Consider the following 14,782-nt stretch of genomic DNA (forward strand, 5'->3'; position numbering starts at 1 on the left):
ATCAAGGTATCGCGTGCCATGGGCACAGGCTATCGGCGTCATAGTCAAAAGCCCCCTGCAGCCTCTCTGGAATGGCCTCGTTTTCCCTGATGAACCCCGCCGACGCCCACGTCCCCCCACACGCGCTCTGGTGCGACCCTGCCACCGGCGTCGTTGCGCGCATCGCCGCGGCCCTGCGCCAGCGCGGCGCGCACCCGGCGCGTGCGGTGGTGCTGGTGCCGTATGCGCAACTCATGAACGTGGCGCGCTCCATGTGGGGGCGTAGCGGCCACGCCGGCTTCGTGCCTCGCTTCGAAACCACGCGCAACTGGGCCCGCAGCGCGGGGGGATTCCTGCCTGCCGGCTACGACATTGCTTTCGACATGGCGCGCGATCTGCTCACGGCCCAGTCGCTGCTGTCGCAGGCGGGCTTTGGTGCCGAGCGCCAGGCCTGGGCCGGGCGCGTGGTCGAGTTGGCGATGCAACTGGCGCCGCTGGCTGCGGCCGAGTTGCCCGACGCCCGCAATGCCTGGGCGCAGCGGGCGACGCGCGCTGCCGAAGCCGGCAACGAGTCGCAGTGGTTCGACATCGAGCGCGCACTGGTGCGCATCGCCGTGCTCTGGGCTGCAACCTCGGCCTATGCCACCGACGTGCTGCTGACCGAAACCACGCGCGGCCAGGTCGACGCGCTGATCGTGCTCGACGGCTTCCAGACCGACCCGCTGACGCAGAAGCTCGCCGCGTTGTGGGGCGAGCGCGCCATGCATCTGTCACTGGTGGCCGCGGACGGGCCGATGGGCGATGCCACCCTGCATGGCGCCGCCGACCCTGAAGACGAAGCCGACCTCGCTGCCGCGTGCGTGCTGCGCCACCTGGCCGAAGGCCGCGCGCCGGTTGCGCTGGTTGCCACCGATCGCGCGTTGACGCGCCGGATCAGCGCGCAACTCGCGGCCCAAGGTGTGGCGCCGCACGACGAAACCGGCTGGAAGCTGTCGACCACGCGCGCCGCCGCCACGCTGATGGGCGCGTTGCGCGCCTGCGCCCACGACGCCAGCAGCGATCAGGTGCTCGACTGGCTGAAAGGCACGAGCGCGCAGGCCTCGCTCGTGCTGTCGCTAGAAGCGCGTCTGCGCCGCGACGGCCAACGCGACTGGCTGAACTGGTGCTCCCATGTCGCACGCAGCGAGCGGCCACAAGACGTGGCGTTGCTGTTGTTCACGGAAGGCATCGAGGCGCGCCGAGCGCAGTTGATGCATGCGCGGCCGTTGGCCGACTGGCTGCCCGCGCTGCGCGCGCTGCTGCAGGCCGACGGTTCGTGGGATGCGCTCGCCGCAGACCTGGCCGGCGCCAACGTGCTGGCCGCGCTCTGGCTCGACGCCGAAGGCGGCGAAATCATCGGAGGCCGCCACACGCTGGCGGAGTTCACGGCCTGGGCGCGCGATGTGCTCGAGGCGGCGAGCTTCGTGCCGCCAACCGGCGGACAGGCGCCGCAGGTGGTGGTGCTGCCTCTGCACCAGCTGCTTGGCCGCGCGTTCGGTGCCGTGGTGATTCCCGGCTGCGACGACCGCCGCTTGCCGGCCTCGCCGGAGCCGCCCGGCAGCTGGAGCGCGGCGCAACGCAACGAACTCGGCCTTCCGGCGCGCGAACTGCTCGAGTCGGCGCAGCGCGCCGCCTGGGCCACTGCGTTGCGCAATCCGTTCTGCGAGCTGCTGTGGCGACAGTCGGACGCCAGCGGCGAGCCGGTGCAGCCCAGCCCCCTGGTGCAGGCGCTGCAGTTCGACCATGCGTTGCGCCCCGGCACCGAACCCCGCAGCCTGCGCGAAGTGCCGCTGCAGCCCACGCTGCGGCCGCTGCCTAGCGGCGCGTTGCTGCCGCTGCAAAACGTTTCGGCCACGGTGTACGAAGACCTGCGGCGCTGCCCATACCGCTTCTTCGCGCTGCGCCAGTTGGCCCTGCGCAGCGCCGACGAGCTCGATGCCGAGGTCGACAAGCGCGATTTCGGCAACTGGCTGCATGCCGTGCTGGGGCATTTTCATGAGGCATTGCAAGCGGCGCCGACGCCCGACCCGCGGGCACGGCGGGCGATGATTTCGTCGGCAGAGCAGCAGGCCACGCGCGAGTTCGGCTTGTCCGAAGCCGAGTTCCTGCCGTTCGCCGCCGCGTGGCCGGCCGTGCGCGACGGCTACCTGGCGTGGCTCACCGGGCACGAAGCGGACGGCACCACGTTCGTGGAGGCCGAGCCCTGGAAAGAGCAGCCGCTCGGCGCGCTCAAGCTGGTGGGTCGGCTCGACCGCATCGACCGCATGCCCGACGGCCGCGCCTTCGTGATCGACTACAAGACAGAATCCGCCGCCACCACGAAAGAGCGCATCAAGGAACCGACCGAAGACACGCAGCTTGCCTTCTATGCAGCGTTGGTGGCCGACGACACCCTGCGCGCCGCCTATGTCAATGTCGGCGAGAAGTCCTCGGGCACGCAGACCTTCGAGCAGGTCGAGGTGGTCGACGCGCGCGACGCGCTGGTGGCCGGGCTGATCGACGACTTCACGCGCATCGGCGAAGGTGCTGTGCTGCCGGCACTCGGCGAGGGCATGGTCTGCGAGCACTGTGCTGCACGCGGCCTGTGCCGCAAGGACTTCTGGGAGCTGTCCGAATGAACGGCGCAGCCTACGAACACAACGGCGCCCACGTCGTGCGCGAAGCCTTCTACACGATCGCCTGCGACCCGCGGCGCTCCGTCGCGGTCGAGGCCTGCGCCGGCGCGGGCAAGACCTGGATGCTGGTGTCACGCATCGTGCGGGCCTTGCTGGAGCAGGGCGACAACGCCTGCGAGCCGCACGAGATCCTGGCCATCACCTTCACCCGGAAGGCAGCCGGCGAGATGCGTGAGCGGCTCGACCAGTGGCTCGAGAACTTCGCAACGCGCGCGCCTGCCGACTTGATGGGCGAGCTCACGATGCGCGGCCTTTCGCCGCAGGCCGCCAGCGAGGCCGCGCCGCGCCTGCAGGGCCTTTACCGGCGCCTGCTCGAGGGCGGGCGCCCGGTGCAGTTCCGCACCTTCCACGCCTGGTTTGCCGGCCTGCTGCGCAATGCGCCGCTGGCGGTGCTGCAGCAGCTCGGCCTGCCCGCCAACTACGAACTGCTCGAAGATGACGCCGAGGCGCGCGCGCGCACCTGGCGCCCGTTTTTCGAGGCATTGGCCGAAGACAAGGCGGCGCTGGTCGACTACTACGCCGTGGTCGCGACGCATGGCCGCTCGCAGACCGCCAAGGCGCTGGGCGAGGCGCTCACGCGGCGTGTCGAGTTTTCGCTGGCCACACCGGAGACGGCGGTGCAGCCGTTCGGCGCGCTCTACCCGGCGCTGGCCGGTCTCGACGAGCCGACGCACGGCCTGCGCGGCGAGAACGTACGCCAGCGCTGGCTGGCCCACGCCGCCGCGCTCGGTCGCGAGTCCAACAAGACGCCGCAGAAGGCGGCCGAAGCCGTGATCGATGTGTTCGGCACCGGCTCGCCCGACGACGATGCCTTGCCCGCGGCGCTCGGGCGCTTGCGCAAGGCTTTTTTCGTGGCCACCGAAGACCGCCTGAACAAGAACCTGCAGAAGTTTCCCGCCGCGCAGCAGGCCGAAGCCGAGCTTCAGATGCTCTGCGCCGCACAGGCCCAGCACGGCGCATGGTGCTACCAGCAGCGCATGACGCGCCTCACGCGCCTGCTGCTCAGCGCCTTTGCGCAGGTCAAGCGCGTGCACGGCTGGGTCGACATGAACGATGTCGAGCAGGCCGCGCAACTGCTGCTGGGCGAATCGGCGCTGTCGGGCTGGGTGCAGGAGCGGCTCGATGCGCGCATTGCGCACCTGCTGATCGACGAGTTCCAGGACACCAATCCGCTCCAGTGGCAGGCGCTCTACGGCTGGCTCAGCGGCTATACGGGTGCCGGGGGCCGCGCGCCGCGCGTGTTCATCGTCGGCGACCCGAAGCAGAGCATCTACCGCTTTCGGCGTGCCGAGCCTCAGGTTTTCATCGCGGCCAAGGCCTTCGTGCGCGACGGGCTGGGCGGTGACGAGCTCAATTGCGACCACACCCACCGCAACGCGAAGGGCGTGATCGCCCTGGTCAACCAGGCCATGGGCGCCGCGCAGCATGCCGGCGAGTTCGAGGGCTACCGCGCCCATACCACTGAGCGCAAGGACGACGGCGAGGTGCTCAAGCTGCCGCCGATCGCCCGTGACGCAGTGGCCGGCGCGGGCGCGTCGGCGCCCGCAGACGACGGCATGCTGCACTGGCGCGACAGCCTCACCACGCCGCGCGTGCTGCCCGAGGAGCAACTGCTGCAAAAGGAGTGCGAGCAGGCCGCGCGCTGGATCGCGCAGCGCATCGCCGACGGCACGCCGCCGTCGCAGATCATGGTGCTGGCACGCCGCCGCAGCCGCCTGGCCGCCATGCAGGACGCATTGCGTCAGCGCCACATCCCGACGCAGCAGCCCGAGAAGAACGACCTGCACGATGCGCCGGAGGTGCAGGATGTGGTCGCGCTGGTCGATGCGCTGGTGTCGCCCGCGCACGATCTCTCGCTGGCGCGGGCCCTCAAGTCGCCGCTGTTCGGTGTCGACGATGCAGCGCTGGTGCAGATCGCGCTGCGCCAGCGTGCGCAGCCCGGTGCAAGTTGGTTCGCGCTGCTGCAGGCAGACGACCTGCCCGCGTCCGTCGCCTCGATCGGCGCGGTGTTGTGGCGCTGGCAAGGCTGGCTCGCTGCGCTGCCGCCGCACGATGCGCTCGACGCGATCTTTCACGACGGCGACGTGCTCGCGAAGTTCGGCGCGGCCGCACCTGTCGCACTGCGCCAGAGCATGTTGGCCAACCTGCGCGGTCTGCTGGCGGCATCGCTCGAGATCGAGGGCGCGCGCTTCGCCACGCCCTACGGTCTGGTGCGCGCGCTGCGCGCCGGTGGCGTGCGGGCGCCGACGGTGACGGCGCCCGACGCGGTTCGCCTGCTGACCGTGCATGGCGCCAAGGGCCTGGAAGCCGACAACGTGCTGCTGCTGGATTGCGACGCGGCCGCACCGCGCTCGCAGACCATGGGTGTGCTGGTCGAATGGAAGGGCAGCGACCGCGCGCCGACGCGCTTCGTCTTCATGGCGAGCGAAAAGACGCCGCCAGCCTGCGCCGCCACGCTGCTCGAAGAAGAGCAGCGTGCGCGCCATCGCGAAGAGCTCAACGGTCTTTACGTCGCGACCACGCGGGCGCGCGAGCGGCTGGTGCTGTCGTCGGTGCAACCGGCGCGCGCCAACGAAGGCAGCTGGTGGGTGCGGCTCGAAGCTGCATGCGAGGCGACCGAGGCCGATGAGCCGTTGGCGCCTGCTGCAGTACCCGGCACGGTCGCCAGTTTTCACATGAAAAAGCTGCCTGCAGCGCCCGTGCAGCCAGCGCCGGAAGCGATCAAGACCCCGGCAGCTACCACCCTCGATGCGCGCACCGCCGCGTTCGGTCAGGCGATGCACCGGCTGCTGGAGTGGGCCGTGCCGGGCGAAGCGCTGCCGGCCGCGCACGTGCGCGCGGCGGCGCGCGAGTTCATGCTCGATGCCCGCCAGGCGCGAGGCGCCGCGCTGCTCGCCGAACGCATCCGCGAGGGTGCGGGCGCCTGGGTGTGGGATGCGCGCATGATCGACTGGCACGGCAACGAGGTGACGCTGCTGCACGAAGGCGAGACGCTGCGCATCGACCGCCTGGTGCGCCATCGCGCCAGCGGTGCCTGGTGGGTGCTCGACTACAAATCCGCGGCGCGGCCCGAACGCGACGCCGCGCTCATCGCACAGCTGCAGCGCTATCGCGCGGCCGTGCAAACCGCCCATCCCGGTGCCACGGTGCGCGCCGCGTTCCTGACCGGGCAGGGCGAACTGATTGACCTTGAATGACTGACAAGAAAACCGTCGCCGTGATCGGTGCCGGCCCGGCCGGCCTGATGGCCGCCGAAGTGCTCGGCAACGCCGGCGTGCAGGTGCACCTGTACGACGCCATGCCCTCGGTGGGCCGCAAGTTCTTGCTGGCCGGCCGCGGTGGCCTGAACCTCACGCACTCGGAACCGTTCGATGTCTTTGCCAGCCGCTTCGGCGAGCGCCGTGCGCAGATCGAGCCGATGCTTCGGCAGTTCGGGCCGCAGCAGCTGCAGGAATGGGCGCACGGCCTCGGCATCGAAACCTTCATCGGCACGTCGGGCCGGGTGTTTCCGAAAGACATGAAGGCCGCGCCGCTGCTGCGCGCATGGCTGCACCGGTTGCGGGCAGCGGGCGTCCAGTTCCACATGCGGCATCGCTGGCTCGGCTGGGCCGACGATGGCACCCTGCATTTCGCCACGCCCGCAGGCGATGCTGGCGTGCAGGCCGACTCGGTGCTGCTCGCACTCGGCGGCGCGAGCTGGTCGCGCCTTGGTTCCGACGGTGCCTGGGTACCCTGGTTGCAGGCGCGAGGCGTGGAGGTCGCGCCGCTGCTGCCAGCCAACTGCGGCTTCGACCTCGGCTGGAGCGCGCATTTTGCGGGCCGCTTTGCGGGCCAGCCGTTCAAGTCGGTCGCCATCACGTTTGCGGATTCAGCCGGCCGCAGCTTTGCGCGTAAGGGCGAGTTCGTTGCGACGGAAACGGGCATCGAAGGCAGCCTGGTCTACGCGGCTTCGGCCTTGCTGCGCGACGAGATCGCGGCGCAGGGCAGCGCGACACTGCTGCTCGACCTGCTGCCGGATCGCAGTGCCGAACAGGTGCTGGCAGCGGTGCGGCATCCACGCGGCGCCCGTTCGCTCAGCAGCCACCTGAAGAGCCGGTTGGGCATCGACGGCATCAAGGCGGGCGTTCTGCACGAGATGTTGTCGCGCGAGCAGATGCAGGCGCCGGAACTGCTGGCCGCCACGCTCAAGGCCGTGCCGCTGCGCCTGACCGCAACCCGGCCGATAGACGAAGCCATCAGCACAGCGGGCGGCGTGCGCTTCGATGCGCTGGACGACGGCCTCATGTCCACCGCACAGCCCGGCGTGTTCTGCGCCGGCGAAATGCTCGATTGGGAAGCGCCGACCGGCGGCTACCTTCTCACCGCGAGCATGGCCTCGGGCCTGGTGGCCGCACAGGGTGTGCTGCGCCGGCTGGCGGCAGCGCGCTGAAGCTTTGCGTCGCGCGGAAACGGTCTGAATGAGGTTGACGAGCCTTACCGCCGCCCTTCAAAACAAAAAATCCAATTAAATCAACGACTTACGTGATGTCTTCCGACCTCAAGTGCTACAGTCCGGTGTCACAGGTAAGCCGGAATCTTAGCCGTTCCTCTCGCCTCCGGGATGGTTTCGATAGCGAGACCATCTCGATGCACGGCTTTTCATTTCTAAAAACTATCGGCATGATCCATCCCGCGCCGCTGTTGGCGTAGAGGAAAACCAGATCATGCTCATCCAAGCCGCCACCGTTGAAGTCGAATACAACGGGTCTCTTTTCTACTTCAAGAACGCCTCTTTCGAACTCTCGCTGAAGCCCTCGGGTAGCCCGTTCCCGCTGCGCAAGGGCGAGTCCCGATTCAAGCTCCCGCGTGTAGTGGAGCACGCCGATGGCTTCTCATGGGACGGCTTCGGGTTCGAGGTTGAGTACTGCCGCCTTGGCCCGCGCCGTTTTCTCAAGCCGGGTGCTTGACCCTCGCCGGTACGGGAACCCTGCGGAGCAAGGAGGTCGCCGCTACGTGGCTCCTGCTGGTGCGTGAGGCATTGGGATGTGAAGGCATCGTATGGAGACCTTCCCTGGTGACCTCCAGCCGTCGCGGTAGGCGGATGAAGCAGGCCACCGGAACCCTAAACGAGCGGTGGTAGCACGTACAGGCCGCCGCACTCCGCACAACGCCAAAGCTCACCGTTTTCCTCCAAGCGCTTATTGATCCACGCGAGAGGAACTTGATCGACTGCCGCATGAATCCACGGGGCGTCGTCAGGGAACTCTGCGATGTACTCTGAGCGGGCGGCAGCGAGCACATCAAGGCGCCGCAGGTGCTCGGGATCACTGGCACCGCGTCCCCCTTGGCCGTACTTCCAAAACGATGTCGGGCCGACGCCGTACATCGGGCTGCGGGCAGGGCGCCCGCCTCGACCATCGGCAGTGCCGGCATGGCCTCCATTCCCTCCCATGAGCACCCCACCGTCGCCGTTCAGTTCTCCGCCGCCCCCATTTCCACCCACACCAAACGGGCCCCCGTCGCCACCGCGGCCACCGATGATGATGTTGCCGTTTCCCGTCGCCGTTCCGCTGCCACCCGCCCCGCCGATTCCTGTCGCGGGTTGAGGCGACAGGGAGGGCAGCGACGCGGACGCCGGTTCTGCCGGCAAACCTGTTGGACGGAGCACATAGGCGAACCAGACCGCAAGACCAGCAGCGAGCATGGTAAACACCCACGGCGGCTGTGACAGAACTGTCCCCAGTAGTTTCGCGAGGAGGCCTTGGCTCTGCAGATCGTGGAGGACTGTTGCTCGGCCGAGGAAGTCGATCACCCAAGTCGAAAGGGCCACGGCCCAAAAGGCCCCGGTCACCGCGAGTGCGCCCAAACGCTTCAAATACATCGACATCCGGTGTTCCGCTTCAGCCCGTTGAAAGGCCATTTTAAAAATTGGTCGCAAGTCTGAGAGCCCCCTCGATCAAATCCCGCTGCGACTTTCCCCCCTCTGGCACCCCTCCGCGCCCACCCACAGAACGCCCGAAGCGGGCCGGCAAAAGCCGCACAGTACATCCTACCGGGTGCCTCAGTCGGAACCCTTCACGGCCCGCACAACGGCGCTCGCGAGGGCTATGTGATACGGGTTCATCCGGTCGCAGGGAGCCCCGTAGACCTCGGGGAACAGCGGCGGGATGGCTTCCCACACGGTGGCCTCATCGGCGGCGTGAAGGTGTGCCAAGCGGGAGGCCATAGAGGTCACCCAAGACATGGCTTCCGACGAACATCGCATGCGGACTCGTCCAGAGGCATCAGGGTCAAGTCCACCAGTGTTCACAACAATCTCCGAGCCTAAGCTTCTCAGTACACGCGCTGAACGCCAAAGCTCATCCCCGCCTCCGAACAGTCCGAGATGACTATGTTTTGTAATGTCGTTACACCCCCGCCAGGAGTCGTGACTGAAAAAACATCCCCATTCCCAATGACGCGATAGCCTCGCACAAGCATGTTCATTTTGGTCACGCGGATGCCTTCGCCCGGAAGAAACTGTACCTCTAAGGCAGTCTTTCTTGGTCCCTCTCGAACGGTCATGACTCCGCCCACAAGTTCTACATCCCAGTTCGAGTGAGCACGTATTTCATTTCGAACAATTGAAAGCGTGGGTAGGCCCGTAGAGTTAAAAAAGCGGGCAGAGAGTTGATAAGGGCCGCCTGCCTCTTCAGGAGGGGCAACTACAAGGGGGCGAACACCTTCGAGAATCAAAGGTGCAGGCGTGCGGATGAACGTTGCCCCGCCCATCACTATGGTGGGAGGTGTCAGTGAAGGATCCCAACCGGCAAACGAGAATCCCGACTGCTTGGCGGCGGGCGCCGATTTAGCTTGAAGAAGCCTTGCGAGGCCCAGCATCTTCCGAGTCTTCTCTGCATGGTGCTGCGGGCACAGAAGCACTATCCCGTCAACTGTATGTTCCCGTGCATCGGCAAACTCTGTGTCGACATGATCGTAGTCAATCAAAGCATTCCCGCAGATGACGCAACCAAATCCGTCCCTTTGTCTGACCGCCCTTGCTACCTCGGCTGGGATCGTGCGTGAAAGGCCGTACTTGTTTTCCATGCTGAAAGCATAGTCGTTCTGTCCTGTCCACCTAAGGTACACCCTCGGCAGACAGTCGCGACCACCCGGAATGGCGTCTAGATAGGATGTGATTCTGAATTGTTTGACACATTCCAGGTTTACTCTTAGACTCCAGTCATACAAACACAAGCACGGAGCTAAGACCATGACCCCATCCCGCACGTCCACCCCCACGAGCCTCGCCAAGGGTCAACGCATTGGCTACGTCCGGGTGTCCAGCGTTGACCAGAACGATGCCCGGCAGTTGGATGGAGTGGCACTTGATCGCGTGTTCACCGACAAGGCCAGCGGCAAGGACACCGACCGGCCACAACTGAAGGCGCTGCGTGAGGTCGTCCTCCGCGAGGGTGACCACCTGTTCGTTCACAGCATGGATCGCCTCTCCCGCTCGCTGAAAGACCTTCAGGCGGTCGTAGAGGAACTCACCGGGCGCGGCGTGTCGGTGACGTTCGTGAAAGAGAACATGACCTTCACGGGCAACGATGACCCAATGGCGACGCTCATGCTTCAGCTACTGGGTGCGGTGGGGCAGTTCGAGCGGGCGCTCATCAAGGAACGGCAGCGGGAGGGCATCGACGTTGCCAAGAGGATGGGGGTCTACAAAGGCAGGAAGCCATCGCTCGACGCAGAGGCAGCGGCCTCGCTTCGCGACATGGCAGCGAGGGGCGTCCCCAAGACTGATATCGCGGCCACGCTCGGCATCTCCCGGGCCAGCGTGTATGAGTACCTGAAGGCGCCCGCCTGAACGTGCAACTTTCCACAGGATGCTTCCGAAAGGGATGAAAACCCTGCCTGACACAATTGGAAACAATGGCCAAATGCAGCTGCATCACCTTGATGTGCAAAGGCTTGACCATGACTTTCATCAGACTCGCAGTTCTCGCGTTCCTTGCCGCATCGCTCTCGCCAGCGTTTGCGCACTCAGGCGGCACTGATCGGCAGGGTTGCCATGTAGACAGCCAGTCTGGTCAGCGCCACTGCCACTGAGTCGCTGCAACTGATTTTTCCGAAGGCCCCGCAAGGGGCTTTCATCATTGGACATCACACGATGGAACCCGTCATCGACATCCGCAAAGTCCGCTCCGGCGTCTACTCGTATCACCTCGCGGTGGGCGGTGATGTGCTCAACGAGCCAGAAGAGGGGCACCAGAGCGTCACCGAATGCCTGGAGGATGCGGCGCGGGAGATTGGCGACGACTTTCCCATAGTCCGCATCACCTATTCGTCCTTCGCCCTCGGGAGCTTCCCCACGACGCTGCTGGCGAACGCTGCCGAGCCACTCGCGGATGAACTTATGGCCCGCGTCTCGGCGCTGATCGACGCGACCCAGTAGGCGCGGGACGCAGCGACAGATTACCCCCTTCACTTGGTAGCCCCCGGGTGTGGCGGCTGCGGGGGGCGAAGACCAGATGCTGGCAATGGTTCGCGATTACCCCCCGCATTTGGTAGGAGAGGCGCCCCCGTCCGGCCCTTCGGATTTACCACCCCCATTAGGTAGAGCCAGCCTCTCGGATCGAATAACCCACCGATTGGGTAGATGCAAGGCCGGCCGACATCCGGGTGATGCTCGCCGAACTGGGGGCTCTCCACTTTTGGAGACACAGGCCGACACCCGCAGAACGGCCAGCGTTACCCCAAGTTCCGCCTACGCGAAGCGCGAGACCCTGATCCTCGCGTCGGGCTACAGCGTGGTCATGCGGGCCAACATCATCGACCGCTGGCTCGAATACCCCCTTGATTAGGTGAACGTGCCACGGTCGCCAGCCAAGCGGAGCGATTAATACGTTGATTCGGAAGGGGCGCCAGCCACGACAACGGGCGCGCCAATAACCTGCGCAATAGGTGGAGCACCCGAAGTGCCGACCACACGACCAGCCCTGTGCTGGCACCCAACCACATCCGCCGAGCCCCCTCAGGGCCGGCAGCGAACCATCGAAGGGGGCGATGGAATCGTGATGACGGGGGGCAGGGGGGTACCTAAAGGTGACTTCTAAAGGCTTCCTCTACGACTCCAGAACGTGCATCTTCATGGTGATGATTCTGAAGAAAGAAGAAACCTTAGAGATGAACCATGAAGGTTCTCCTGTTGGTTCCCTCTAACGCCATCGTTCCGGGATGCCAACAGCGTTCCTTCATCGCCTCCCTGAGCACGGGTTTCATCCGTGGTCTCACCCATTCAACGATGCCCCTCCGGCGTTCTATCGACAGCGGCTTGATGCCCTCCACGTCCATCTCTACGTGACTTCAAGCCGTTGCCGATAGGTCGCCCCTCAGCGTCCTTCCTCCGAGCCCCTGCGCCTCCCAAGGTGTCGGGGCTTTTTCTTTGTCCAACTACGAACCTACGAGCCTGAGCATGGCAGACAAGACATCCCCGCGCATCCTCCGCGCTTACTCCCTTCCTCTCGAACTCTTTGACCACCTGAAGGCCACGCAGCGGCAACGCCAGCGCGACATCGACCGGCGCACCGGCACGGTGGCCCGCGAGGGTGACCCCGAGTGGATCACCAACAGCGAAGCCCTCAGCGGCATCGTCTACGCCCACCGCCTGATGACCTCAGCGGCCGAGCGGGCGGGCATGACCGCCGACCAACTCCTTACCGCGATCACGCTCCACGGCCTCACCGTGAACGCGCAGGGCGCCGTTGAGGTGGCCCTGTGAGTCGCCGCCAAGTAAACGACAGCTACGGGAATCAGCAACTCCAGACCTTCGCGCAGCCGGTAGCGGCCACCGAGCAAGCCCAACAGCCCGTCGATGACGGACGCTGGAAGGCTCTCGCCAACGTCTTCGCCCAAGGTGCGGGACTGGCAGACACGGTGCGCCAGCAGGCCGAAGAAGATGATCGCGCAGCCGCAAAGCGGTGGGCGCAGTCGATGACCGTAGGGGAACTCGGCAAGGCCATCAAGGAGGGCAAGATGATGCCCTCTCAGTCGCCCGTGTTCGTGGGCACCGCGCAGCACATCTTCGGCGTGAACACGCACGAGGCTGGCATGCGGGACATGACCACCAAGCTGACCACCGGGGAACTGAAGTTCAACTCCCCGCAGGAGGCCGACCAATACCTCACCGAGTGGCGCAACACGTCCCTCGCGGGCCAATCCGAGTTCGCCTCTGCGGGCTTCGACAAGGCATACGCGCAGACCCGCGACCGGGTGATGGATCAAGTCTCGAAGATCAACGACAAGGCGTGGGTCGATAACGCCACCGTGCAGGCCACGGACTTCCTGTCCAACACCCTCAACCGGGTCACCGATCCGGCCTTCAAGGGCACCCCTCAGGAAGCCGCAGCGGAGGTGATGAATCAGTACCAACTGATGCGCCACACGATGACCCTGCCGGAAGGCGCCCGCCGTGGCGTGATGGCAGACATGGTGACCCGCCTCGCGACGACCGGGAACAAGGACGTGCTGAAGTCCTTCCTCGACTCCGACATGGAAGGCATCGGCTCCGTTCGGGGCTTCCTCGGGGCAACCAAAGCGGCCACCCTGGAGAACCAGTCCAACACGGTCTACACCGGGACGCAGCGCAAGCGCATTGACGATGAGCTTCTGCCCTTCTACCGCGAGGCAGACAACGGCGAACTCAACATGCAGAAGTTCGAGGCGTGGCACACCAACCCCGGCAACAAGGACTTCATCTCAGCGGCGCAGGTTCACAGCATCGAGCGGGCCAACCTCGCGGCCCAAGCGCGGGCACAGATGGCTTACCAGAAGTCCACCATTCAGGGTGCCGTAGAGGCGTCCGAAGCGGAGGCCCGCCGCAGGGTCGAATCGGCCCTCGTGAACGGCAACCTGCCGAGCGTGATGGGCACCAACAAGCCCAAGGTGCTGGACAAGCAGGGCGACCCCAAGGAACTCTCCGACACGGACGTGAAGGAGATGGCCGAGCGCATCGGCGTGGAGCGCACCAAGGACATGCCGTTCGAGCAACAGGTCGGCTTCTTCGCGCAGAACGGCCTGAAGAACCCGAACTGGGAAGCGTCGATGAACGCCGCGTTCTACAACCTGAACACCATCGGCGTGGACTCCAAGGGCAAGCCTACGGGGCAACTCAACGACTCCGGCAAGCAGGGCCTGGAACTGTTCAAGAAGCTCGACACCTACGGCGACTACGCCCGCAGCGTGATGAGCGAGAAGCAGTACAAGCGGTTCAGCGACATCGCGTTCCTGAACAAGATGGGCCGGGACGTGAGCGATGCCGCAGGGCTCGCCACATCGGCAGACATCGGCGCGGACGCAGACAGCCCCACCGGCAAGCTGGTGAAGGCCGTGCAGGCGCAAGTCGGCAAGGTTCAGTCCGACCCGTTCTACAAGTGGGACTTCGTTCAGAAGGCGTTCGGGGACAACGTGTCCACCAACACGGTGCAACTCACGAGCACGCTCCAGCGGTACGCCACGCTCCTCGCGCACAGCGGCCAGTACGGCACCGCAGAGGATGCCCTCGGTGCAGCCGCGAAGTACCTCTCCAATCCGGCCGTCAGCGCCAAGGTGAACGGCACCGTGTACCTCCGTAGCGAGATGCCCTCAGGGCCACCCACGCGGACGCAGGATGAGTGGTTCGACAGGTTCATCACGGATGGCCCGAAGGCCCGCGCTAAGGCGCTCGGCTTTGATGGCAATCAGGTGCGCCTTGAGTTCGATTCAACCATCCGTGCTTACCGTGCTTTCGTGGCCGGCGTTCCGATGACCAACGAGGACAACTCGCTGTATGTCGTGACCAAGGACGACATCTCGAAGTGGTACGCCACCAAGGGCCAGATCGATGTGGTCGATGCTGCCAGCAAGGCGGACACGAAGCAGCAGAAGCGCAAGGAAGCCGAGCGCATCGCGACACAGCAGGACTTCACCAAGCCGGCCATTGGTGGCCGCTACGCGCAGAAGCCGTGAGCACCTGAGGCAACCCCGCAGCAAGGCCCGCCAGAGCCCCGTGGCGCCCCCGTGAGGGCATCGCCCAAGGCAACCCACATGAAGCCCCGTTCGGCGTCCTCAAGGCGTCCTGCGGGGCT

The 14,782-nt window shown here is 65.7% G+C and carries 12 protein-coding genes; 9 read left to right on the forward strand and 3 right to left on the reverse strand.

Features of this window, described 5'->3' with window-relative positions; translation table 11 throughout:
- Positions 1-71 precede the first annotated feature (71 nt).
- The 4 genes from ACSFA8_RS14660 (at position 72) to ACSFA8_RS14675 (ending at position 7,639) form a co-directional block, all read left to right on the forward strand.
- A complete protein-coding gene (locus ACSFA8_RS14660; RefSeq protein ID WP_435480240.1) occupies positions 72-2,636 on the forward strand; it encodes a PD-(D/E)XK nuclease family protein in 2,565 nt (854 codons plus the stop codon).
- Positions 2,633-5,890, forward strand: a complete 3,258-nt coding sequence (locus ACSFA8_RS14665) for a UvrD-helicase domain-containing protein (RefSeq protein ID WP_435480241.1) — start codon at positions 2,633-2,635, stop codon at positions 5,888-5,890. The genes ACSFA8_RS14660 and ACSFA8_RS14665 overlap by 4 nt, the downstream gene beginning before the upstream one ends.
- Positions 5,887-7,122 carry a TIGR03862 family flavoprotein gene (locus ACSFA8_RS14670; RefSeq protein WP_435480242.1) on the forward strand — a complete coding sequence of 412 codons (1,236 nt, stop codon included), beginning with the start codon at positions 5,887-5,889 and terminating at the stop codon, positions 7,120-7,122. Before ACSFA8_RS14665 ends, ACSFA8_RS14670 begins: the two co-directional genes overlap by 4 nt.
- Positions 7,123-7,396: 274 nt before the next feature.
- Positions 7,397-7,639 carry a hypothetical protein gene (locus ACSFA8_RS14675; protein WP_435480243.1) on the forward strand — a complete coding sequence of 81 codons (243 nt, stop codon included), beginning with the start codon at positions 7,397-7,399 and terminating at the stop codon, positions 7,637-7,639.
- Positions 7,640-7,794: 155 nt separating this feature from the next.
- Here ACSFA8_RS14675 and ACSFA8_RS14680 read toward each other — a convergent pair whose 3' ends face one another.
- From ACSFA8_RS14680 to ACSFA8_RS14690, 3 genes are all read right to left on the reverse strand, one after another.
- Positions 7,795-8,592 carry a hypothetical protein gene (locus ACSFA8_RS14680; protein WP_435480244.1) on the reverse strand — a complete coding sequence of 266 codons (798 nt, stop codon included), beginning with the start codon at positions 8,590-8,592 and terminating at the stop codon, positions 7,795-7,797.
- 141 nt (positions 8,593-8,733) lie between these two features.
- A complete protein-coding gene (locus ACSFA8_RS14685) occupies positions 8,734-8,886 on the reverse strand; it encodes a hypothetical protein (protein ID WP_435480245.1) in 153 nt (50 codons plus the stop codon).
- Positions 8,887-9,005: 119 nt separating this feature from the next.
- Positions 9,006-9,758 carry an HNH endonuclease gene (locus tag ACSFA8_RS14690; protein ID WP_435480246.1) on the reverse strand — a complete coding sequence of 251 codons (753 nt, stop codon included), beginning with the start codon at positions 9,756-9,758 and terminating at the stop codon, positions 9,006-9,008.
- Between the two features lie 166 nt (positions 9,759-9,924).
- Between ACSFA8_RS14690 and ACSFA8_RS14695 the strand changes: the two genes are divergently transcribed.
- The 5 genes from ACSFA8_RS14695 to ACSFA8_RS14715 all read left to right on the forward strand — a co-directional run bounded on the left by ACSFA8_RS14695 (position 9,925) and on the right by ACSFA8_RS14715 (position 14,663).
- Positions 9,925-10,524 (forward strand): recombinase family protein, encoded by a 600-nt coding sequence (locus tag ACSFA8_RS14695; RefSeq protein ID WP_435480247.1) that lies wholly within the window; start codon positions 9,925-9,927, stop codon positions 10,522-10,524.
- A 110-nt stretch (positions 10,525-10,634) separates the two neighbouring features.
- Positions 10,635-10,766, forward strand: coding sequence for a YHYH domain-containing protein (locus tag ACSFA8_RS14700; protein ID WP_435480248.1), 132 nt, complete (start codon positions 10,635-10,637; stop codon positions 10,764-10,766).
- Positions 10,767-10,827: 61 nt separating this feature from the next.
- Positions 10,828-11,112 carry a hypothetical protein gene (locus ACSFA8_RS14705; protein ID WP_435480249.1) on the forward strand — a complete coding sequence of 95 codons (285 nt, stop codon included), beginning with the start codon at positions 10,828-10,830 and terminating at the stop codon, positions 11,110-11,112.
- Between the two features lie 1,020 nt (positions 11,113-12,132).
- Positions 12,133-12,438: a hypothetical protein gene (locus ACSFA8_RS14710; RefSeq protein ID WP_435480250.1), complete on the forward strand. Its 306-nt coding sequence runs from the start codon at positions 12,133-12,135 to the stop codon at positions 12,436-12,438.
- A complete protein-coding gene (locus ACSFA8_RS14715) occupies positions 12,435-14,663 on the forward strand; it encodes a hypothetical protein (RefSeq protein WP_435480251.1) in 2,229 nt (742 codons plus the stop codon). The genes ACSFA8_RS14710 and ACSFA8_RS14715 overlap by 4 nt, the downstream gene beginning before the upstream one ends.
- Positions 14,664-14,782: the final 119 nt, after the last annotated feature.

This window comes from Variovorax nitratireducens (assembly GCF_051216545.1).
Classification (GTDB): Bacteria; Pseudomonadota; Gammaproteobacteria; order Burkholderiales; family Burkholderiaceae_C; genus Variovorax.